Origin of the sequence: Pedobacter sp. (assembly GCF_031119335.1) — a bacterium.
GTDB lineage: Bacteria > Bacteroidota > Bacteroidia > Sphingobacteriales > Sphingobacteriaceae > Pedobacter.
Genome location: NZ_JAVHXT010000012.1, coordinates 84,431 through 106,077, shown reverse-complemented (window position 1 = coordinate 106,077; position 21,647 = coordinate 84,431). Strand labels below are relative to the sequence as shown.

General features: G+C 38.3%; 22 protein-coding genes. 19 read left to right on the top strand and 3 right to left on the bottom strand.

Going from position 1 to position 21,647, the window contains the following annotated elements; all coding sequences use genetic code 11:
* The first annotated feature begins 220 nt into the window (after positions 1-220).
* From REI64_RS13560 to REI64_RS13540, 5 genes are all read left to right on the top strand, one after another.
* Positions 221-2,158, top strand: a complete 1,938-nt coding sequence (locus tag REI64_RS13560; RefSeq protein ID WP_308850675.1) for an efflux RND transporter permease subunit — start codon at positions 221-223, stop codon at positions 2,156-2,158.
* Between the two features lie 241 nt (positions 2,159-2,399).
* Positions 2,400-3,644, top strand: a complete 1,245-nt coding sequence (locus REI64_RS13555) for a TolC family protein (protein ID WP_308850674.1) — start codon at positions 2,400-2,402, stop codon at positions 3,642-3,644.
* 220 nt (positions 3,645-3,864) lie between these two features.
* Positions 3,865-5,034, top strand: coding sequence for an efflux RND transporter periplasmic adaptor subunit (locus REI64_RS13550; protein WP_308850673.1), 1,170 nt, complete (start codon positions 3,865-3,867; stop codon positions 5,032-5,034).
* A gap of 71 nt (positions 5,035-5,105) precedes the next feature.
* Complete coding sequence (locus REI64_RS13545; protein ID WP_308850672.1) at positions 5,106-6,320, top strand: efflux RND transporter periplasmic adaptor subunit; 1,215 nt, start codon at positions 5,106-5,108, stop codon at positions 6,318-6,320.
* 61 nt (positions 6,321-6,381) lie between these two features.
* The gene (locus tag REI64_RS13540; protein WP_308850671.1) at positions 6,382-6,909 is read left to right on the top strand and encodes a DUF3347 domain-containing protein; all 528 of its coding nucleotides are present in this window, start codon (positions 6,382-6,384) and stop codon (positions 6,907-6,909) included.
* 40 nt (positions 6,910-6,949) lie between these two features.
* Here the strand turns inward: REI64_RS13540 and REI64_RS13535 are convergent, their stop codons facing one another.
* On the bottom strand, positions 6,950-7,918 hold the full coding sequence (locus REI64_RS13535) for a helix-turn-helix domain-containing protein (protein WP_308850669.1): 969 nt from the start codon (positions 7,916-7,918) through the stop codon (positions 6,950-6,952).
* A gap of 271 nt (positions 7,919-8,189) precedes the next feature.
* Here REI64_RS13535 and REI64_RS13530 point away from each other — a divergent pair, with 271 nt between their 5' ends.
* From REI64_RS13530 to REI64_RS13465, 14 genes are all read left to right on the top strand, one after another.
* Positions 8,190-8,687: a DinB family protein gene (locus REI64_RS13530; RefSeq protein ID WP_308850668.1), complete on the top strand. Its 498-nt coding sequence runs from the start codon at positions 8,190-8,192 to the stop codon at positions 8,685-8,687.
* Between the two features lie 3 nt (positions 8,688-8,690).
* On the top strand, positions 8,691-9,197 hold the full coding sequence (locus REI64_RS13525) for a DinB family protein (protein ID WP_308850667.1): 507 nt from the start codon (positions 8,691-8,693) through the stop codon (positions 9,195-9,197).
* Complete coding sequence (locus tag REI64_RS13520) at positions 9,175-10,092, top strand: alpha/beta hydrolase (protein WP_308850666.1); 918 nt, start codon at positions 9,175-9,177, stop codon at positions 10,090-10,092. Before REI64_RS13525 ends, REI64_RS13520 begins: the two co-directional genes overlap by 23 nt.
* A gap of 37 nt (positions 10,093-10,129) precedes the next feature.
* Positions 10,130-10,579: an SRPBCC domain-containing protein gene (locus tag REI64_RS13515; RefSeq protein WP_308850665.1), complete on the top strand. Its 450-nt coding sequence runs from the start codon at positions 10,130-10,132 to the stop codon at positions 10,577-10,579.
* A gap of 94 nt (positions 10,580-10,673) precedes the next feature.
* Positions 10,674-11,135, top strand: a complete 462-nt coding sequence (locus REI64_RS13510) for a VOC family protein (RefSeq protein WP_308850664.1) — start codon at positions 10,674-10,676, stop codon at positions 11,133-11,135.
* Entirely contained in the window at positions 11,116-11,517 is a 402-nt protein-coding gene (locus tag REI64_RS13505; protein WP_308850663.1) for a DoxX family protein, read from the top strand. The genes REI64_RS13510 and REI64_RS13505 overlap by 20 nt, the downstream gene beginning before the upstream one ends.
* Positions 11,510-11,920: a VOC family protein gene (locus REI64_RS13500; protein ID WP_308850662.1), complete on the top strand. Its 411-nt coding sequence runs from the start codon at positions 11,510-11,512 to the stop codon at positions 11,918-11,920. Before REI64_RS13505 ends, REI64_RS13500 begins: the two co-directional genes overlap by 8 nt.
* 143 nt (positions 11,921-12,063) lie before the next feature.
* Positions 12,064-12,366 carry a hypothetical protein gene (locus tag REI64_RS13495; protein WP_308850661.1) on the top strand — a complete coding sequence of 101 codons (303 nt, stop codon included), beginning with the start codon at positions 12,064-12,066 and terminating at the stop codon, positions 12,364-12,366.
* Between the two features lie 72 nt (positions 12,367-12,438).
* Positions 12,439-12,873, top strand: a complete 435-nt coding sequence (locus tag REI64_RS13490; protein WP_308850660.1) for a DUF2147 domain-containing protein — start codon at positions 12,439-12,441, stop codon at positions 12,871-12,873.
* Between the two features lie 48 nt (positions 12,874-12,921).
* Entirely contained in the window at positions 12,922-13,905 is a 984-nt protein-coding gene (locus REI64_RS13485) for a YCF48-related protein (protein ID WP_308850659.1), read from the top strand.
* 161 nt (positions 13,906-14,066) lie between these two features.
* Positions 14,067-14,441 (top strand): response regulator, encoded by a 375-nt coding sequence (locus REI64_RS13480; RefSeq protein WP_308850658.1) that lies wholly within the window; start codon positions 14,067-14,069, stop codon positions 14,439-14,441.
* An 18-nt stretch (positions 14,442-14,459) separates the two neighbouring features.
* Positions 14,460-15,605, top strand: coding sequence for a hypothetical protein (locus REI64_RS13475; protein WP_308850657.1), 1,146 nt, complete (start codon positions 14,460-14,462; stop codon positions 15,603-15,605).
* Entirely contained in the window at positions 15,605-17,056 is a 1,452-nt protein-coding gene (locus tag REI64_RS13470) for a glycosyltransferase (protein WP_308850656.1), read from the top strand. Before REI64_RS13475 ends, REI64_RS13470 begins: the two co-directional genes overlap by 1 nt.
* 1 nt (position 17,057) lies before the next feature.
* Positions 17,058-19,103 (top strand): LTA synthase family protein, encoded by a 2,046-nt coding sequence (locus REI64_RS13465; RefSeq protein WP_308850655.1) that lies wholly within the window; start codon positions 17,058-17,060, stop codon positions 19,101-19,103.
* A gap of 68 nt (positions 19,104-19,171) precedes the next feature.
* On the opposite strand, the gene REI64_RS13460 is transcribed toward REI64_RS13465, so the two are convergent.
* Positions 19,172-20,233, bottom strand: coding sequence for a hypothetical protein (locus REI64_RS13460; RefSeq protein ID WP_308850654.1), 1,062 nt, complete (start codon positions 20,231-20,233; stop codon positions 19,172-19,174).
* A 101-nt stretch (positions 20,234-20,334) separates the two neighbouring features.
* Positions 20,335-21,588 (bottom strand): YaiO family outer membrane beta-barrel protein, encoded by a 1,254-nt coding sequence (locus REI64_RS13455; RefSeq protein WP_308850653.1) that lies wholly within the window; start codon positions 21,586-21,588, stop codon positions 20,335-20,337.
* Positions 21,589-21,647 lie beyond the last annotated feature (59 nt).

Below are 21,647 nucleotides of genomic sequence, written 5' to 3'. Positions count from 1 at the left end.
GACCAAAGACTAAAGCTTGGCGAACCCTTGGATAGATGCGTCATTTCGAACGAGGAACGAGGAGAAATCTAGCGAATTGCTAATTAACTGTTAGATTTCTCACATGCGTTCGAAATGACGGGAGGAGGAGACAAAAAGATGAAACAGATAGCGGGACTACAGCAACCGATAAGAAGCTGAAACTGCTTTTCGAAAATGAATAATAAACTAAAATAATACCATGAAAAATTGGTTGAAAAATAAATTTCGCAAAGAGCCTGAATGGATTAGCGAAGAAGAACGACTGGCAATTATCACTAAATCGAGCAAGCAAGTATCGAGAGGGGTATTTTTTGCTACGGTAATTATCATCACTTCTTTTTTGCCAGTATTTATGTTAACTGGGCAGGAAGGTAAATTATTCCATCCGTTGGCGTATACCAAAACTTTCATCATGATTGTGGATGCCTTGTTGGTCATCACTTTGGCACCTGTGCTGATTTCCTTTTTTATGAAGGGAAAATTTAAGCCAGACAGTGCTAACCCGGTGAATAGATTTTTGGAAAGAGTGTATGAACCTATTATTAGAAAGGTGCTGAAATGGCGTAAAACGACCATCGCAATTAATGTGGTGGCTTTGTTGATTACCATTCCCTTATTGAAAAATTTAGGTACAGAATTTATCCCGCCATTGGATGAACAAAGCATTTTGTTTATGCCTGTAACCTTGCCAGATGTGTCTAACGCAGAGGCGAAAAGGATTTTACAAGTGCAGGATAAAATCATCAAATCGGTGCCGGAGGTGGATAAGGTGTTGGGCAAGGCTGGTAGGGCAAGTACGGCGACGGATAATTCGCCGATTAGTATGATTGAAACCATCATTACACTGAAACCTAAAAGTGAATGGCGTGAAGGGATTACTAAGAAGGATATCATTACCGAATTGGATGCGAAGCTGCAAATTCCGGGCGTGGTAAATGGATGGACGCAACCGATTATTAACCGTATCAATATGCTGGCTACGGGTATTCGTACCGATGTGGGCATTAAAGTTTTCGGGCAAAATTTAGATACGATTGCTGCGGTTTCGGAGAAAGTAAAGGCGGCTTTGGAGGGCACTGCTGGGGTGAGCGATTTATTTGTAGAACCAATTACTGGCGGAAAATATTTGGCGGTAAATATCAAAAGAGAAGAACTAGCTCGCTACGGTTTAAATATTGACGATGTAAACCAAGTGGTAGAAACGGCTTTAGGTGGCGCAAACATTGGCAACACGATTGAAGGTCGTCAGCGTTTTTCGATTAGTGTGCGTTTGGCGCAAGAGTACCGTAACAGCGTGGAGCAAATCCAGCGTATTCCTTTGCAATCGCCAAGTTTTGGAGAAATCCCTTTATCTAGCGTAGCTGATGTGAAGTTTGAGGATGGTCCACCGATGATTAGTTCTGACAATGCGATTTTACGTGGAGCGGTAATGTTTAACGTTAGAGATAGAGATTTGGGCAGCACGGTAAAAGAAGCCATGGAGCAGTTGAATAAAGAGGATGGCATTTTACCCGAAGGATATTTCTTAGAATGGAGCGGTCAGTACGAGAATTTAATTAGAGGTCAGCAAACTTTGATGTGGATTGCACCTGTGGTATTGGTGATTATTTTCTTCTCACTTTACTTTGCTTTCCATTCTATTAGAGAAGCTTTTTTAAGTTTGATAACCGTTCCGTTTGCATTAATTGGCGGTGCTTACATGATTTATTTCTGGGGTGTTAACCTTTCTGTAGGCGTGGCTGTTGGTTTCATCGCTTTATTTGGTATTGCTGTAGAAACGGGTATTGTGATGGTGATTTACTTGAACGATGCGATGCAGCAGTTAATCAAACTCAAAGGAAATTCTAGAGAAACGATTACTCGCGATGATTTGCGGGAGTACGTGATTTACGGAGCAGCGAAACGTTTGCGTCCAAAACTGATGACGGTTTGTGTGTCTTTGTTTGGTTTGGTGCCTGTATTATGGGCTACTGGTGTTGGGGTGGATGTAATGCAGCCTATCGTGTTACCTATGATTGGTGGGGTTTTAACTTCATCGACACATATTTTATTGGTTACGCCACTTATCTTTTTAATGTCTAAAGAATACGAATTGAAGAAATACGGAAAATTGGAGGTGCACGATGTACAGCATTAATTTAAGTAGGTTTCTCGCCCTTTTGGGGAGAGATGCCCAAAGGGCAGAGAGGGGTAGTAACATTGAAAGTAATTCCTCCCTCTTTAATTTACTTCGTAGAGCTAACGGTTCTCCCTCCAAAGGGAGACACATGGCGCTTATTGGCGATTGCATATCCCCCTCTTTGAGGGGGCAGGGGGAGGAAATCCGCACTCCGTCATTGCGAGGAGGAACGACGAAGCAATCTTTTATGTCTAGTAAGATGCGCATAGTAATCTTCGCTGTCGTTATAGTAATATTTCCATTCCTAGCCACAGCCCAAACCCCAGTCCTTTCTCTCGATACCATCCTCAATCGTATCGACCAGAACAACTTACAACTTAAATCTTACGGACTAAAAGCAGAAAGTTACCAGTACAATGCAAAGGCTGCTACGGCTTGGATGGCGCCAATGGTTGGTGTAGGAACTTTCATGACGCCTTATCCGGGACAAATGATTATGGATGGAAGAGACAAAGGTTCGTTGATGTTTCAGGTAGAACAGGATATCCCTAACTATGGAAAGCTGAATGCGCAAAAGAAGTTCATCAATTCTAAAGCCAATGTAGAAAGGGCAACTAGAGCAGTGACCTTGAACGATTTTAAAACACAGGCGAAGAAGCTTTACTATGCTTGGTTGGTTGCGCAGCAGAAGTTGAAAGTATTGGAGAAAAGCACCCAAATTATGCAAACCATGAAGAAGATTGAGGAAATCAGGTATCCTTTCAATCAATCGAAATTGGGCAGTGTTTATCAAACTTCGGCAAAGCTGGAAGAAACGGAAAACATGAAACGCATGCAAGAAGGAGAAATTGGCAAAGCAAAAGCTTGGTTAAATAGCATGATGAACCAACAAGGCAATACCGAATTTAGGATTGATAGCAGCTACGTTCCTCAATTTGTAGCGGCAACGACTTTGGATACAGCTAGTTTGGCATTAGCTCGAAAAGACATCGCCAAGATGGATTACAATATCCAATCGATGAATTTGAATATCGATGCGATGAAGAGACAAAATAAGCCAGATTTTAGGGTTCGTTTCGACCACATGTCGCCTTTGGGTAGCGGAATGCCGAAAGCTTTTAGTGTAATGGGGATGGTGAGTATTCCTATTGCACCGTGGGCTTCGAAAATGTACAAATCGGAAGTGAAAGGAATGCAGTACGAAGTGGAAGCCATGCAAATGGAGAAAGCGGCGATGTTGCAGGAAACGCAAGGAATGTTGTACGGAATGCAGTATCAGATAAAAACAATGCAACAACAGATTGCTGCGATGGAGCAAAAAATCGTTCCAACACTACAAAAAACATTGGATGTGAATGTCTTGGGCTATCGCGAAAATAAGCTGCAATTACCAGAAGTTATTGCTTCGTGGGAAGCCTTGAATATGATGCAAAACAATGTGTTAGATGAGAAATTGAAACTTTACTTAATGATTGCGGATTATGAAAAGGAATTGTATAGGTAAAGCCCCTCTCTGCCCGTTGGGCATCTCTCCCCAAAGGGGAGAGAATAGCAGCAATCGTCATTCCCGCGACCGCGGGAACTGTAAAGGGATAGAAAAGACAAATAATTCCTCCCTCTTTAATTCTCCCTCCAAAGGGAGACGCGGAGCGCATATGGCAACTTGCATATCCCCCTCTTTGAGGGGGCAGGGGAAGGAAGCCGTAAAGCATATATTCCTATTGTTGATTATAGTTTTCCTCGCATCTTGCCAAACCAAACCAAAAAAAGACCACCACGATATTGGAAAGGTAGAAGTAGATGCTAAGTTAAAAGCTTTGATTGCCCCATCGAATGAGCAGGTAGTGGCAAAAGCAGCTGTAGTTAAAGCGAGTTACGAAACCAAAATCTTCACTGCTGAGGTGCAAGGAATGGTAAATTATGATACCCGTAGCGAAACAAGTGTAGCCAGTAGAGTTGGCGGACGTTTGGAAAAGCTGTACATCAAATACAATTATCAGCCTGTAAAAAAAGGACGATTGCTGTTTGAAATTTATGCGCCTGATTTAGCTGCGGCACAACAGGAGCTGATTTATCTGTCGCAAAGTGCTGGCGATGAGCGTTTGTTGGCACAGGCTAAACAACGATTGCTGTTGTTAGGCATGAGCAGCCAAACCATCCAGCATGTGTTGCAAAGTAAGAAAGTGAACTATCGTATTCCGGTTTATAGTCCGGCAGACGGTTATATTTTGGAGAAGCAATTAGCAAACAATGCTAATGCTATGAGTGCGCCAACTACTGAAAATGGTGGTGACGGTATGTCGGGAATGAGTGGAGGCGGAAGTAGTGCTACACCTATAGCAACGCCAACTTCTCAAGTAAATAATTTGCCAGTAATGTTAAGGGAAGGCCAGTATGTAAACGCAGGGCAAAGCATCTTCACCATTTACAAAGCCGACCAATTATTGGCAGAATTTGCGTTGAAACCTAGATTGGGTGCTTTGGTTAAGAAGGGAAGCAAAATGGCTTTTTACAAGACTGCTGATAAGGAAGATAGTTTTCAAACATCAACCATTGGATTAATACAACCGATGATTAAAGCAGGAGAGAATTTCACTGTAGCAAGAGTTTACTTGAGTAAACGTAAGTTTAAAGCAGGGGAGATTTTAACGGCGAAAATCCCCGTGTTGGTGCCTCAAAGTTATTGGCTGCCAGAAAGTGCAATAGTGAACATTGGTGCACAAAATATGGCGTTTAAGAAAGAAAATGGCGTGTTTGTGAGCATGAATTTAAATACTGGTTTGCGAATGAATGGGTTGGTACAAGTGAAAGAGGATATCGCTAATATGGAATTTGCTAAAAATGCGGCTTACTTGGTGGATAGTGAAAGCTTTATTAGAGCTAAAGGTAATTAGCCACAAATGCACAGATAATTTTTAATTATCAAGAGAAAATATCTGTGCATCTGTGGCCAAAATAAATATAAATGAAAAGAATTAAACATATCATCTCCATTTTATTCCTTATTAGCGTGATTGTTGGAATAGGATGTAGCGGCGAGCAAAAAACTGAAGAAAAATCCACTGAGGCGAAACAGCAAACCTTCACGTGCCCTATGCATCCACAGGTAATTAAGCATGAAATGGGTACTTGCCCAATTTGTGCGATGGATTTGGTGCCATTCGAAAAAAATAGCGATGATAAAAGCCTCAAGCTTGATGCACAGCGACAGTTATTAGCCAACATCAAAACTATTCGTATTGGCGATGAAGGAAATGGTGAAGGCATCTCGAACCAAAGTGTTTTGAATGGTAGATTGGTGATAGACCCACAACAAAGCAATTACATCTCCGCAAAAGTAGCAGGTAGGGTAGAGGAATTGTTTGTTAAAGAAACAGGTGTAGCGATTAGTAAAGGACAGCCTTTGTACAAACTGTACTCAGAACAATTGGCAACCTTACAGCAAGAATATTTGATGGCTTTGGCACAACAAAAGCAATTTGCAGGTGATAAATTGGAGCAGCAATTGGTTTCATCAGCTAAGCAGAAATTAATATTATACGGACAAACGGAAGGCCAGTTACAAAAGCTGAGCAAAAAGCAGCAGAAAAATCCGTATGTAACGGTATTCGCTACACAAGGTGGAACTATTGCCGAATTAAGCATAACTCAAGGCCAGTACGTTGCGGAAGGTAGTCCGATTATGCGATTGGAAGGTTACGGAAAATTATGGGTAGAGGCGGATGTTTATCCAAATGAAATGAAGAAGATAAAGCAAGGTCAAACTTTAAAAGTGGTGGTGTATGGATGGGAAGACCAAGCGCAAACAATGAAGGTAGATTTCATTAATCCATCGTTACAAGAAGGCACACAACTGACACAAATTAGAGGGAGCATCGCTAACCCTAATGGGCAATGGCAGCCAGGTTTGCAGGTAAAGGTAATGTTGGCATCGCAGGGAGTTGTCGAAGGAATGAATTTACCTGTGGATGCCGTAATTCGTGATGGTAAAGGTCAGCACGTGTGGATTAAAACTGGAAAGGATAGCTTCGAACCAATGTCGGTGAGTATTGGCAAAGCAAATGGAAACTTTGTTAACATCACTTCGGGTATTGCCACAGGCGATGAGGTCGTAGTTACAGGAGCTTACTTGTTGTATAGTGAGTATGTGTTGAAGAGAGGGAAGCATCCGTTAGGGTAGATAGTGGGCTAGACTTACGAAGTTTTTAAAACTTCGTAAGTCTTTAATTTTAAATAAAACAATGAAAAAAAACATCAACTTATTAATAGCAATAGCAACAATCTTCGTTGCTTGCAATCAAAAAACAGGAGAGAAAAAAGAAGCTGTTGTTCAAGAAAAGGTAGCAGTAGAAACTTTAAACAACGTTTCTCTGAAAAGTGATAAACTCAATGCCGTGTATCAGCAATACCTTTTATTGAGCAATGCATTAATCAATTCTGATTTGGCTACTGCTAAAGAAGCTAGTATGGCTTTAGAATTAGGTGCAAAAGCATTAAAAGAAGGTGAAAAAATGGCTGATTTCGCTGCGAAAATTACTGCTGCTTCAGACATTGAAGTGCAAAGAACATTGTTTTCTAACTTAAGTAATGAAATGATTGCTAAAGTGAAAGCCATTGGTTTACAATCTGGAGAAGTTTATGTAGAATATTGCCCGATGGCATTGAATGATAAAGGTGCTTCATGGTTAAGCAGTAAAAAGGAAGTTAAAAACCCATATTACGGAGAAAGTATGTTGGATTGTGGTGAAATTAAGGAAACTTTGAAATAACTTTCATTGCCGTTGGTTTAAACCAACGGCAATGAAATTCTTACCTTACGTGAAATTTCTCCCTGTACTGCGTAGGCGTCATTCCTACACTCTTTTTAAACACCTTTCTAAACGCTTTCGGGTCGTTGTAACCGGAGCTGTAAATAATCTCGTTCATTTGCTGACTGGTTTTCTCCAACAGTTTTTTCGCAGCTTCAATTCTGGTTTGCTGTAAATATTCGATAGGAGTGATGCCCGTAATTTGCTTAAACCTGCGCACAATATTTCTGCGGCTCGATGGAATATCTTTAATCAGTTCTTCAATGGTTGCCGCATCTTGGTAATTCTGTTCAATTTTGTTTTGAGCAATAGCCACTAACTCATCCGTGTGGTCTTTCGACGGTTGGAATGTACCAAAATACGACTGGCTTTCTCGGTCCATATCAATAGCAAAAACCTTCGCAATACGTACGGACATTTCCTTGCCGCAATACTCGTGTATTAAATGCAGCAACAAATGAAACGAAGAAGTTGCGCCGCCGCTGGTGTACAATCTGCCATCTTGCGTAACTGTTTTGTCTGCTTTTAACTTTACTTCCGGAAAAGCTTGTGCAAAACCGTTGCTGGCATCAACATGGGTAGTTGCAATTTTGCCGTTCAGTAAGCCGCTGGCACCTAATAAAAATGCGCCAGTGCAAAAACTGCCCAAACAAGCACCCTTTTGGTATTGCGCCACTAAATGCGGAATACAGTTCATATTTGCCCCTAAAGAAGCCCGCATATCTTCTGACGAAAAAGCAGGTATCAAAATAATTTGCATTACCGGAGCATCTTTTAGCGATAACAATGGATAACCTAATGCCTCTTTGGTTTCTGCAATAGTTTCATCGCTGGCAAGCAAATGGATGTCAAAAGGTGCGTCAATGCCATCGGCCAAAGAGAATTTATTTACGGTTTGAAACACATCTAAAACTGCCGCAACGCTCAGCAATCTATATCCCTTGCTCAGCAATATTCCTATTTTTTTCATGTTTATATTTTGGTTAAACTAGAAGCTATTTAAATCCCTTTTTCATAAGGCACAGGTGTCATGTTGAGCTTGTCGAAACATCTCTTAAAAGTAGTCTTCGACGACTTGTCCCGACCATTCGGGAAGCTCAGACTGACAAATCAAAAAATATTTGAATTTAAACCGTTTCACTAAAATACTAAATGTCTCGAATGCACCCAAACTTTGACATTAATGAGAGTGTGAAGGTAAGCGAAAAGCCTGTAAATTAGTGCTATAAAATTTGAATGTTATGGATATTAAACCAAATAGTAATAGAATGTATGGGTTTTTGGTGTTGTACGATATGCAAACCACCTTTTACCACAGTGTATTAGACGGAATTAATGATGAAGATGCGCTTAAACGTTTAGATACAAAGGCAAATCACATTAATTGGTTAGCTGGTAGTTTGTTGCAAGAGCGGTTTGAACTTGCTAATTTGTTAGGTGTAGATTTAAAATCAAGTGCCGATGAATTGTTCAAGTACCATCAGGGAATTAAAGATGTGGCTTATCCAACCCTAAAAACTTATGAAGCTGAATGGGATAAAATATCACCTGTTTTAAGAGAAAAGCTAGTGAACGTTAGCGATGAGGAACTGGATAAGGTTATCGATTTCGAGGTAGAACAAATGAGTTTTCCACTGTTCGAAATGGTGAGTTTTAATACCTATCGCGAGGCAAACTGTATTGGACAGATTGCACTTTGGCGCAGATTGTTAGGTTATGAAGCAATGAAATACATGTAAGCTATGGAAAACAACACAATTTTATCAGAAAATTTGAAGAGTACTTTTTCTGAGCTAGAAAAAGCCATTGAGCGCTTTAATGAAAGCAATTTCAATCAAAAACCGGAGGGAAGCAATTGGTCGCCTGCAATGGTTGCACAACATTTAGTGTTGGCGGGTTCCAATTTCGATAAATTATTGCTTGGCAATACGAAGCGAACCTCAGGCAAAGCCGATGAAAGAGTAGCGCAGTTAAAAGCAATCTTTTTAGATTTCGAAGCCAAAATGACATCACCAGATTTTATTGAGCCTGCAGACCAAACTTATAGCCAGCAGGCTTTACTAGCGCAATTAGATGCCATCGGAAAATCGGTTACAGCTATTTTGCCAGATTTGGATTTGACTGCAACCTGTCTAGATTTCGAGATGCCTTATATGGGTTTTTTAACCCGACAAGAGTTGATTAGCTTTTTAATTTATCATACGCAAAGACATACCCATCAATTAAATGAAATGGCAGATATTAGATAAATTACGTCATAACTTGTGTATGGAATTAATAGGTGCTTTGCTTGTAATTTCAGTTTTTACAGCTTGCAATCACGGTAAGAAGGTATCAGGTTATAAAACAGAAATTATTACTAAAAAAATGACAATGAAAAGCGGTTATGCTAATGTTAACGGTCTCAAGATGTATTACGAGATTTATGGACAAGGGAAGCCATTGGTTTTAATTCATGGCGGCGGCTCTACTATCCAAACAAATTTTGAAAAATTGATACCCTTAATCGCCAAAAATAGACAAGTGATTGCGGTAGAATTGCAAGCTCATGGAAGAACCAGCGATCGCGATGCAGACCTTTCGTTTGAGCAAGATGCCGATGATGTTGCAGCATTGCTTGAAGTTCTAAAAATTGAAAAAGCCGATTTTCTTGGCTTTAGCAACGGCGGAACTACAGCACTACAAATCGCCATCCGACATCCAGAAATAGTAGATAAATTGATTTTAGGTTCTGCATTGGCAAAACGAAGTGGAGTTCCCGATTGGTTCTGGGGTTTTATGGCTCAGGCTAAACTAGAAAATATGCCTGCTCAGCTTAAGGAAGGATACCTAAAAGTTGCAAGTAATGCTGATGGTTTGCAGGTGATGCATGATAGAGATGCAAAGCGAATGGTGAATTTTAAAGACATTCCAAATGAAAAAATCAAAGCTATTAATGTTCCAACTTTAATAATTATAGGAGATAAAGATGTGATTACTCCAGAACACGCTGTTGAACTTCACAGGCAAATTTCAAATTCCCAACTTGCAATTATTCCTGGTGGACACGGCGAATATATTGGAGAAATAACGACTATTAAAGAGAATTTCGATGATCATAACTTAATTGTACCTATGATCGAAAAATTTTTATCAGGTAAGTAACGGAGCACTAAAATCAATGATTGTTAAAATTATTTAGATGGAAAACTACAAATCAACAATAACACTTAAAGCTGATGCGAGCAAAGTATTCACCGCACTAACCCAAAAAATTCACAATTGGTGGACCGAAATGTTTGAAGGTGCTGCGAATAAAGAAGGTGCTGAATTTACAGTGCGCTTCGGCGACAGCGTTTACAAAACCATGCAAATCGCAGAGTTAGTGCCGAATGCAAAAGTGGTTTGGTACGTCAAAGCATCCTTAATTGATATTCCCGAGCTAAAAAATAAGACAGAATGGGTTGGCACAACCATAGCTTGGGAACTAAAAGAAGAAGGAGAAACAACTTTATTGCAGTTGGAACACATCGGCTTAAACGAAGCTGTTGAGTGTTATGATATTTGCAGCAACGGTTGGCAGCAATTTACCCATAGTCTTAAACTTTACGTAGAAACTGGAACTGGAAACCCATTCAAAAATTTGTCCTAAAAACACCTTAATATTGACCTGTTCAGCAATCTAAAAAACTAAAACTGACAACTAAATTTGCCTTAAACATTTATCAAATCAAAATATAAAAACTATGGTAATTAATCCTTATTTAAACTTTAACGGTAATACCGAAGAGGTTTTCAATTTTTACAAATCTATTTTTGGCGGCGATTTTCCTTTCGTGATGCGCTTTAACGAAATGCCACAAGACGCTGCGGATGGCGAAGGCTGTGTTGGCGAAGGCATTCCAGAAAATGATGCGAATGGACTTGCTCATATTTCACTTCCTGTTGGACAAACAATGCTGATGGCTAGCGATGTGCCATCGAACATGCCGCCAGTAGTGGCAGGAACCAACGTTTCGCTATGTTTAAGTGTAGATAGCAGAGCAGATGCAGATAGAATTTTTAATGCTTTAAGCGAAGGTGGAACTGTGCAAATGCCTATGCAAGACCAATTTTGGGGCGATTATTACGGAATGCTGGAAGATAAATTTAAAATTCAGTGGATGGTAAGTTTTAACGAAGCACAAGATGGAAAGAACGCTCAATAATCAACCTAAAAAATCTATCAAAGTAGCTTACTGGGTTTCTACAGGTTTATTGGCGCTTTTTATATTACCAGGGGTTTTCTTTATGGATAGCCCCGAAGCTAAACAAGGTACAGAACACTTGGGCATTCCAACGTGGCTGGCTATGGAAATAGGCATTGGTCATTTCATTGGAGGTTTAATTTTGATAGTGCCTTTTATTGGCAAACGCATTAAAGAATGGGCTTACGTAGGCTGCGGTATCAAGTATATTTCAGCAATGATTGGGCATTTGGCGGTAGACGGTGTAGTTGCCATGTCTTTTGCTCCACTTGTAACTTTTAGCTTATTGCTCATTTCTTATCTTACTTATCATCAACTTTTAAAATATAAAACCAATGGCTAAGCAAATTTTTGTAAATATTCCTGTTAAGGATTTAAACGTTGCGATAAAATTTTATACGCACCTAGGCTTCACTTTTAACCAACAATTTACCGATGAAAATGCAACTTGTATGATTGTTTCTGAGAACATTATGGTCATGTTGTTAAGGGAAGAGTTTTTTCAAAAGTTTACACCAAAGCCTATTTCAAATGCTAAAGAAAGTACGGAAGTTTTGATTTGTATTTCTGCGGAAAGTAGGGAAGAAGTAGACCAATATGTTCGTTTGGCCATAGAAGCAGGAGGTAAAGCGCTAATGCCGGCACAAGACCACGGTTTTATGTACGGTCATGGTTTCGAAGATTTAGATGGCCACATGTGGGAAATTAGCTACATGGATATGAGTGCTGTTCCGCAAAATTCTTAATGCAACGCAAAAAAAAAACGTTGAAATGGTTAAATGATTGGCATCATCTGTAGCCCACGGTTTAAACCGTGGCTACAATCACAAAATGTTCATTAATGGTTTTCAACCATTTTTAATAAACGCTACGGCATAACTTTTTGAATATGGTGGAGGTATTTAAAACCAACGTTAACGACCATTTGATAGCTCAACAAGTTCTCGATAAAATAGAATTTGAGTACAAAGAACTAGATGCTAGTTTTGATTTGGATGACTGCGATAAGATTTTTAGAATTTGCACAGCTCTTCCAATCTCTGGGATAAGAGAAAACGTTCATAAAATCTTTGAAGAGTTAGGCTCGGTTGCCATTCCTTTAGAAGATGAATCGATGCAATCCGAACCATTCACAACAAATTCCAATTCATCAGAAAAAGTAGCGATTAATTCGATTTTGAGCTTCTTTTAGCATTTATTTTTCAATTCCATAAAACTTTTCTCTCTCAATTTCCTTAACTTTATAAAGATTAAAACCTCAGTTATGTTAAGGAAAGCTTCATTATTTATAGTATTATTTGTGCTTTCGGTACAAGTATTCGCACAAAAGAAAGACGATATTTTAGGTAAATGGTTAAACCCATCGGGCGAAGGCCAGATAGAAATTTACAAACGTGGCGATAAGTTTTTCGGCAAGTTAGCTTGGATTAAAGAACCTAATGATGAAAAAGGTAAGCCCAAAACCGACGAGAAAAATCCAACGGAAAGCTTGCGCAGCAAACCTCTTTTGGGCTTAGAGATTTTAAAGAATTTTGTATTCGATGACGGTAAATGGATTGATGGTACTATTTACGACCCAAAATCTGGTAAAACCTATAGCTGCAAAATTTCTTTAAAAGATGCCAATCAGCTGAGTATACGTGGTTTTATAGGTGTTTCACTCATCGGTAGAACCGAAGTTTTCAAACGAGTTAAATAACTGCAAACAATGCCAAAACGCTCATTTTGTTTAATTCTTTTTTTGGCTATGGCTTTAAATGCATTAGCGCAAAAATACGAATTGGTACCGCTGGTAACCGATGCAAAAACAAGTATGCGTGGGCTTTCTGTGGTAAACAAAGATGTGATTTGGGTAAGCGGAAGTAAAGGATACGTAGGCAAATCTGTAGATGGCGGTAAAACTTGGCAATGGACACAACCCAAAGGTTACGAAACACTCGATTTTAGGGATATCCAGGCCTTTGACCAAAAGAAAGCCATTATTGTAAATGCGGGTTCTCCAGCTTATATTTTGTCTACGGTAGATGGCGGTAAAACTTGGCGAGAAAACTACAAGAATACCGACACTGCTATTTTCTTAGACGGTATGGATTTTTGGGATGCACAAAATGGCATCATCTTCGGCGATCCAATAAGCCATAAAATGCAGTTGTTGCGCACCAATGACGGTGGTATAACCTGGAAAAATATTTCCGACTTGCTTACCAAGCCAATGCAAGTAGGCGAAGCTGGCTTTGCCGCTAGTGGTACAACTATAAAAACATTTGGTAACGGACAAGTTTGGGTAGCAACGGGTGGCAAAGTTTCCAACATCTACTATTCTGCCAATTATGGCAATACTTGGAAGGTTTACAAATGCCCCATTTTACAAGGCGAAAGTAGTACAGGTGTTTTCTCTTTAGATTTTTTCGATGCCAAAAATGGAATAGTAGTTGGCGGAAATTATTTAAAAGATAAAGACAACAGCAATAATGTGCTTTACACCAAAAACGGCGGTAAAACATGGAAAAAATCTAAACAACCCGTATCGGGATATCGTTCTGGTGTAACTTACGTAACTAAAGATTTTTGTGTGGCCACTGGCACTTCCGGTACTGATATCTCTAATGATGGTGGCAGAACTTGGCAAAATATATCCACTTTAAGTTTTAATGCGGTTAAATCTGCAGACAAGGTAATATTCTTAGTTGGAGGAAAAGGTCAGGTTTATCAGCTTAAACTAAATCCTTGAAAAATATTTCTACACTGTGGGGAAATAAATACTCTGAATAGGAGTGAATGCTATTATATTTGTATGAATACAATGTTGTTTTAATGTTAATTAACGCTAATTAGTTGTATTCTTGTAAGTGGTAAGAAAATTGCGGTGAATATCATTCAAGAAGGAGAAAAATGTCGAAAATACTAATAGCCGAAGATGAAGTATTGATGCTTAAAGCCCTAGAGTTTAAGCTCAAAAAAGATGGATATCAAGTAGATGTGGCATCTGATGGAAGACAGGCCATGGAAAAGGTAAAAAGTAACACTTACGATTTGATCCTTACCGATATCATGATGCCCTTTGTTGGCGGAATGGAAATACTTAGTTATATTAAAAATGACCCAATTAAAAAGAGTACGCCAGTACTTTTAATCTCTGCAGTTGGTTTAGAAAATGTAGTGTTAGAAGGTTTTCATTTAGGTGCCGACGATTTCATTTACAAGCCTTTTAATTTAAACGAGCTATCTGTAAGGATAAAAAGATACATTAAACAGAACGTTTTTTAGTGAGCGCTTGTCTGGCAAATGAACTTTTTCGAAACCATCATCAACTATATCAAAGAAACTTACACCGATCGTTTGGTGTATTTTCCGTCCAACATACGAGTTTCGTTACTAATTATTTTGTTTTGTGCTATCGCAGTATTAGAGCTTTACATTTATATTGCGTTTCGCCGCTTACATCAAGCTAGCCAAAACAGGGAGCTAAAAAACTGGAAAGAACATATTGATAATATGCTCGCCAACCTTATTATTTTTGACGAAAGTGAAGAAACGGACGATATCGTAGCTCATTTTTACCCGAAGATGAAAAAGTTACCACTCCGAAATTCGGTAGTAAATAAGGTGCTTATTAGCGAAATGCTAACTTATCATAGAAACTTTACTGGTCAAATACAAGAAGTACTATCTATACTGTATAGGAAATTGGGCTTGGATAAAAAGTCGAAAAGAAAAATCAATAATAAAAATTGGGAGATTAAAATAGAGGGAATTAGGGAAGCCAACGAAATGCGAATTACGGAAATGGCCGACGAAATTATCAAGTACACTGATGATGAAAATGCGCTGTTACGTATGGAAGCTCAGGCTGCTTACATCAAACTATCTGAAAAAGACCCATTTCACTTTTTAGATAGAGCGCAGGAACGGATTTTAGATTGGCATCAGGTAGTATTGTTCGAGATCATCACCAAAAACAAACAACTCACCATTCCACCTTTTTCAAAATGGTTGAGGTCGCCTAATGATACCGTAGTAATGCTTTGCTTAAAATTAGTAGATCATTTTATGCAGTTTGACGCGGCTGATGAAGTTGAACGATTGTTAAAGCATCACAACCCACGCATTGTTAAAAAATCGGTAGAAATAATCGGGAAATTAGAACTGTCTGATGCCGAAAAGAATATGTTCGAAGTTTATTTCGATCAACCAGAAGATATTAAATTGGAGATATTAAATTCCATCGGTAAAATATCATCGGGAAATTATAACGATTTCTTGGCTTCAAGAATTTATTCTCCAGATATTAAAGTCAAGCGTGAGGCTTTTTATGCAATAAAGCGAGATCCGAACAATGGCGAAGACAAGCTGCGAGAAATTTACAAGCAAACTACCTTAGAAAACCAAGCAATAATTAATCACGTACTCGATAACCGTATCAAATCTTAATGAGAGAGTTTGTAACTACATTTGAAACCCTATTTAACAATGCGATATTTTATTATGCACTGTTTGTAATGGGCTCTTATGTGATACTTACCTTACTTTCTGCCATCGAAATGAATGGCTACATGAAGAAAAATAGTTATGTGAACTATCGGGAAATATTGGTGTCTCCACTGGCTCCATCGGTTTCTATTTTGGCACCAGCTTACAACGAAGAGGCCACTATCATTGAAAACATCAGATCGCTACTTTCGTTGCATTATGGTAACTACGAGGTAATTATTATTAACGATGGCAGTAAGGATAATACCTTTCAGCGAATGTTTGATTACTACCAACTGGAAAAAGTTGATTTTGCCGTAGATTATCAAATTAAGTGCAACGAAATACGTGGGGTTTACAAATCTAAACTACCATCGTTTTCAAAATTAACAGTGGTTGATAAAGTAAATGGTGGCAAATCAGACGCATTAAATGCTGGTATAAACGTATCGGCAAAAGATCTCATTTTATGTATCGATGTAGATTGTATTGTGCAGGAAGATGCTATTTTGAAATTGGCGAAACCTTATCTGGAAGAAAAATATCAAGTTATTGCAACTGGTGGCGTGGTGCGTATTGCAAACTCTTGTGTGGTAGAAGACGGGAAGTTGGTAGAGGTGAATATGCCTAAGAATTTGTGGCCACGCTTTCAGGTATTAGAATACATCAGGGCATTTTTAATGGGGCGTATGGCTTGGAGTAGGCTAAATGGCTTGTTAATTATTTCTGGGGCAATGGGCTTGTTCGATAAAAATACCGTAATTAAAGTAGGAGGCTACGATCATACTACCGTTGGAGAAGATATGGAATTAGTGGTACGTATGCGAAGATATATGTATGAGCAAGATAGAAGGTTTAAGGTAGTTTACATTCCCGACCCTTTATGCTGGACAGAAGCACCTACCGATCTACAAATTTTAGGAAGACAGCGCAACCGTTGGACACGAGGTACTATAGAAACATTGTGGATGCACAAAGATTTGTTTTTTAATCCTCGTTACGGCGTATTGGGAATGCTGAGCTATCCATATTGGTTCTTTTTTGAATGGTTGGCTCCAATTATAGAGTTTTTGGGTATAAGTGTTTTTATCATGCTGGCATTAATGGGCAATATCAATTGGGAGTTTTCAGCTATCCTAATTGGAATGGTCTATTTCTTTTCTATTGCCTTGTCTACTGTCGCTGTTCTTTTCGAGGAGATGTCTTACCAACAATATACAAAGGGTGGAGATTTGGTGAAACTATTACTGGCAGCTTTTTTAGAGCCACTATTTTACCATCCGCTAACAGTTTATTGGGCAATTAGAGGTAATATAGACAAGTTTACGGGTAAAAATAACTGGGGAGCAATGACACGAAAAGGCTTTAAAGGAAATAATGCTTCGGCAACTACTGAACAAACGATTACATAGAATGGAAAATACTTTTTTTGAGGCACCAGAGTATCCGGTAATGGATCGGTTTAAGAACAGTGCAATATTGTTCTTGAAGTATGCTGTTGCGTTGTTTGCAACAGTTTTTTTTGTCAAGATATTAGAGTACAGTTACATGGCTATTAAAGGCCAAATGCCTAGCGGATTTTTCTCTCTTGTATTGAAAGCATTTATTTTCGATGTCATTTTTTTACTTAAATCTTTGCCCATACTTTATCTTCCGTTTTTGCTGTTTTTCTTTTCCATTAAGGTTAAAAAATATATTTACGTTGCAGTTGGTATTATTTTTAGCATCTATATCTTAATTTATTTGTTGTTGCTGAAATATTTTTTCACGGCGTTGGTGCCGCTTGGTTCCGATTTTTACGGCTATTCGTATGCAGATATTAAGCAGACCGTTTCTGCAGGTTTAAGCATTGATGTTTTTACCATCCTTATTTTTATACTTCCTTTTGCCTTTTTGTGGATTGCTTTAAAATTAGCTGGAAGAATTAAGACAATAGATTATAGATTACCAGTCGGTATATTTGTAGTTTCGTTGGCATTGCTATATTTTAATGTGTCTGCATTGCCACCGCAATCGGGCTTTAAAAGAGATTATGATTATAATGTAGCAGTAAATAAGGAAGCGTTCTTTTTTGAAAGTAGCTATGCTTATTTTTTCGATAATGAGCCTGATGTAGACATTTACGCTGCAAATTATTTTGAAGACGGTATGGATGGCGATAATGCTGTTCGTCCGCAAATGAAGTATGTAAATACCAATTATCCGTTTTTGCGTGAAGAGAACACAGTTGATGTGCTGGGTAATTTCTTCAACATAGACAGTGTAACTAGACCTAATATCGTTTTTATACAAGTTGAAGGTTTGGGCAGAGCTTTTAGTGGGCCTAATTCTTATTTAGGGAGTTTCACCCCATTTTTAGATCAGCTGCGAACTAGAAGTTTATATTTTGAGAATTTTCTGGCTGCGCAAGGAAGAACTTTCGCTTCTTTGCCTTCTATTTTAGGATCATTGCCATTTTTTGCAAAAGGTTATAATGATCTTGGCTCGCAAATGCCCCCAGCTTTTACCACATTAAGTTTGTTAAAACATAACGGTTATCATTCGTCTTTTTTGATGAGTACAGATGTAGCTTTTGATAACGAAGGATTATTCATTAGAGCTCAAAATGTAGATCAGCTGATATCAAAAGCTAATTTTAATGACTTTCCAGCGTCACATAATTCTTATTGGGGTTATCCCGATTTAGATTTGATGAGAAAGGCCGTAGGTTTTTACTCGAAGCTGCCAAACAGTAAGCCTTTTGTGAGCTACATTCAAACCATTTCTATGCATACGCCTTATAAGGTGCCAGAGATGGATAAATACTATGCTTTGATGGAAAACCAAATGAACAAACTTGGGTTTGATAACCAGCAAAAGGAAGAGCATAGAAATTATAAAGACCAGTACGCTACCATTTTATACACTGATGAGGCCATCAAATATCTTCTGCAGGAATTTGCCAAGTTGCCTTCTTATCGCAATACCATTTTTGTTATCACCGGAGATCACAGATTACCTGAAATTCCAATGTCTACCAAAATAGATCGATACCATGTACCATTGATCATTTACTCGCCAATGTTGAAACGCAGTGCAAATATTCGTTCGGTTTCAAGTCATTTAGATATTGCACCTTCAATAGTTAAATTTCTGCAAACTAACTATCAACTTAAAACCCCGCAATTGGTTACTTGGGTAGGCACAGGTTTAGATACCGTTAGGCAATACAGAAACATTCATCGTTACCCTTTAAAGCAAACAGTAAGCGATTTAACAGATTTTGTTTCTGGTGAATACTTCTTAAACGGGCAAACGCTCTTCAGTATGGGAGATAACTTTACGTTGCAAGCTATACAAGATGATGCCAAGCAAAGCCAGTTGGTAGGGGAGTTTAACCAATATAAATCGCAAAACAGCCAAGTTACGCAGACATTAAAACTGTTGCCAGATACACTTTACAGAAAGTTTAAGCCGTAAATTTATTCTTATTAAGAAGGTATAAGAAAAGACTTCGTGTTCTTTGTGTCTTGGTGGTTAATTATTAATTAGTCCTTTAGCTCGTCGTTGTAATCAGCTAAGATTTTGTTGATCATCGGTCTGTAGAATTCCCAAAAGAAACTTACACGTTCTGCAGCGATATCATCATTATAAAAAAGACTCCTGAACAGACCGATCCCTTTAAAGTAAGATCCACCTTGTGAGATAGGATTGTCGGCAAAATCACCGCAAAAATAATAGAACTTGTAATCGTCTCTATAGTGCTCTATAATTGCCGGGAATTGCGCTGGTATCCCGTTATCGGCTAATATTTTAGAACCAGCATCATTCACTTTTAAATCGTAAAACGAAATAATTTTGTTAGATCTGGATGTCTGCAAAATATCAAACCAAAATGGATATTTAATGCTTTTCGGTATATTGTATCTTTCTCTTTCTTCTTTTCGGGTGAGGATATAAGGCACCTCACCATTCAGGTGATTTACATATTCCAACACTACAATTTTATCGTTTTTGTTTACAAACGCAATTCCGGCACGTTTAAATGGCCATTTGTTGTTGTTTTGAGCTTTATAGTTTTCTACCAACCAGTGTGGAAGTTCTTTATTTCTAACTGTATCAAAGGAGTCGAAGTATTTACCTACCCAACCGGTCCATTTTACTTTAAAGGTTTGCTCAAAATCTCTTGCAACTACGTCAGATGTAGGTGTGGCAAAGGTATTAAACTCGGTAATAATGAGTTTTTTCTTTTGCTTCATCTTTTTAAGGAAGGTCATGTCTTGTGGAGATAAGCCACCGTACAAAAGACGCTGCCTTTCGGTAATGTTTTTAGCCAAATACCATTCTTTGGAATAAATGCCATAGGTATCGGTAATGTAGGCCATATCTACATTTCTGCTTAACTTTTCTAAGTCCTCATCAGAAGCTCTTTCTAAACCTTTTAGATCGTATTTTTTATTTTTATTGGGAAAAAACCCGAAATAATCCCTGCCAACCCTGTATAGATCTTTAGAAGTTTTGGAATATTTGTTGTTGCGCAAAACCCAAGTAAGCGAGGCATGCTCCTGACCAGTTTTAAAAAGCACCGTTTTATCAACTATGGCAATCACCAATTTCGTTTTTGGCCAAAAAAACCAGACTAGAAACATCCAAAGGGGTAGCCCAATAACCAAATAAAATAATATGGTACTAATGAGACCTCGCTTCATCTTTAAAATCTTTTAATTAAAGAAACGCCTACACCAATTTGGTTGCCCCATAAACCAGTTCTGTATTCTTCATAAAACCATAAACCTGTAGCGGCAATGGTAAAGTTTTTAATAATATCTCTAGAATAGTTTAGTCCAAATTTATAGGTACTCAAATTACCTTCACCCATAATATTCCTCGCTCTATCATCTGGAGAAATACCTGCCCCAATTTGAGCGCCAATGAAATTATATCTATCAGAAAAATAATATCTGGCACTAAAAGTATAAGAATGTGAGAAAATATCTACATCTGGCGATAGGTAGGATTTTAAGTTGAAGTAAAAATTGCCAGTGTATTTACCGAGGGCAAGTACATAGATGTATGTTTTACTCGGGTTAAAATCAAGGTACCTAAAACCTGTTTCGGCATCAAAACTTTTAGGTAAACTAAAATAGAGAGATACGCCAGCTCTAAATCTTGGAAAAATATCCGACTGCGAATAACCTGCACCCACGTAAGCATAAATACCTTTAGAAATTGATGGGTAAGCTTCAATTTCGCCCTGCAAGCCATCTTCTCTAAAACGGTTGCTATACATTAAACGTCCGGTTATAGAACCTAAGCTGGTATTTCTGGTATAATCTAAAGATGTGTAATGCCAAGGATCATCAAAACGTTTATCGAAATAAACATACTCGTAACTGAGGTCTATTAAGTTCTTAGCATTTTCGTTCCTAAGCATTTGATAGTAGTTTTTTACCGTATCCTGTCCAGGATTTTGTTTATTGTAACTCCGCAAAACCGCTAATGCCTGTCTGCTATCTTTCATTGCATTAAGTGCCTTTGCTTTCTTAATGAGTAGTTCTGAAGAGTTGGGGTCGTAAAGTAAACCTTGGTTGGCGTGGTCTAATGCTCGTCGGTAATTTTCGTTCCAGTATTCTACATCAAATATTGCTGAGTAGGCTTCAATATTTGTAGGTTCTTTAGATAAAACCTGATTAAATTGGTATCTGGCACTATCTAAGTTGTCATTCCAAGTGTAAACTCTTCCAAGAAATAAGCGTATATCTGCGTAATCTGGACTTTTCTCTAGCGCCAATTTTAAGGTGCTGATGATTTTGGGGTAGTTTGCTTTCTCTTTGGGGATATTTCTAGCCTGTGTAAAGAGTTCATCGGATGTAAGGTTCGTAGTATCTTGGGCAAGTAAATTGCTAACAACAAAAAGTTGTAGTATAAAAGTGATTGATAAAAATCTAATCAGTTTTTTTTTCATCCGTGTTATTTTATTTATCAAGCTTATTCAATTAACATACCAATAGTTAGGTATAATGC

What these genes read in the sequence shown, in the direction of transcription:
- REI64_RS13560 (WP_308850675.1), top strand. Translation starts at nt 221, where the DNA reads ATGAAAAATTGGTTGAAAAATAAATTTCGCAAAGAGCCTGAATGGATT.
- REI64_RS13555 (WP_308850674.1), top strand. Translation starts at nt 2,400, where the DNA reads ATGCGCATAGTAATCTTCGCTGTCGTTATAGTAATATTTCCATTCCTA.
- REI64_RS13545 (WP_308850672.1), top strand. Translation starts at nt 5,106, where the DNA reads ATGAAAAGAATTAAACATATCATCTCCATTTTATTCCTTATTAGCGTG.
- REI64_RS13540 (WP_308850671.1), top strand. Translation starts at nt 6,382, where the DNA reads ATGAAAAAAAACATCAACTTATTAATAGCAATAGCAACAATCTTCGTT.
- REI64_RS13535 (WP_308850669.1), bottom strand. Translation starts at nt 7,918, where the DNA reads ATGAAAAAAATAGGAATATTGCTGAGCAAGGGATATAGATTGCTGAGC.
- REI64_RS13530 (WP_308850668.1), top strand. Translation starts at nt 8,190, where the DNA reads ATGGATATTAAACCAAATAGTAATAGAATGTATGGGTTTTTGGTGTTG.
- REI64_RS13525 (WP_308850667.1), top strand. Translation starts at nt 8,691, where the DNA reads ATGGAAAACAACACAATTTTATCAGAAAATTTGAAGAGTACTTTTTCT.
- REI64_RS13520 (WP_308850666.1), top strand. Translation starts at nt 9,175, where the DNA reads ATGAAATGGCAGATATTAGATAAATTACGTCATAACTTGTGTATGGAA.
- REI64_RS13515 (WP_308850665.1), top strand. Translation starts at nt 10,130, where the DNA reads ATGGAAAACTACAAATCAACAATAACACTTAAAGCTGATGCGAGCAAA.
- REI64_RS13510 (WP_308850664.1), top strand. Translation starts at nt 10,674, where the DNA reads ATGGTAATTAATCCTTATTTAAACTTTAACGGTAATACCGAAGAGGTT.
- REI64_RS13505 (WP_308850663.1), top strand. Translation starts at nt 11,116, where the DNA reads ATGGAAAGAACGCTCAATAATCAACCTAAAAAATCTATCAAAGTAGCT.
- REI64_RS13500 (WP_308850662.1), top strand. Translation starts at nt 11,510, where the DNA reads ATGGCTAAGCAAATTTTTGTAAATATTCCTGTTAAGGATTTAAACGTT.
- REI64_RS13495 (WP_308850661.1), top strand. Translation starts at nt 12,064, where the DNA reads ATGGTGGAGGTATTTAAAACCAACGTTAACGACCATTTGATAGCTCAA.
- REI64_RS13490 (WP_308850660.1), top strand. Translation starts at nt 12,439, where the DNA reads ATGTTAAGGAAAGCTTCATTATTTATAGTATTATTTGTGCTTTCGGTA.
- REI64_RS13485 (WP_308850659.1), top strand. Translation starts at nt 12,922, where the DNA reads ATGGCTTTAAATGCATTAGCGCAAAAATACGAATTGGTACCGCTGGTA.
- REI64_RS13480 (WP_308850658.1), top strand. Translation starts at nt 14,067, where the DNA reads ATGTCGAAAATACTAATAGCCGAAGATGAAGTATTGATGCTTAAAGCC.
- REI64_RS13475 (WP_308850657.1), top strand. Translation starts at nt 14,460, where the DNA reads ATGAACTTTTTCGAAACCATCATCAACTATATCAAAGAAACTTACACC.
- REI64_RS13470 (WP_308850656.1), top strand. Translation starts at nt 15,605, where the DNA reads ATGAGAGAGTTTGTAACTACATTTGAAACCCTATTTAACAATGCGATA.
- REI64_RS13465 (WP_308850655.1), top strand. Translation starts at nt 17,058, where the DNA reads ATGGAAAATACTTTTTTTGAGGCACCAGAGTATCCGGTAATGGATCGG.
- REI64_RS13455 (WP_308850653.1), bottom strand. Translation starts at nt 21,588, where the DNA reads ATGAAAAAAAAACTGATTAGATTTTTATCAATCACTTTTATACTACAA.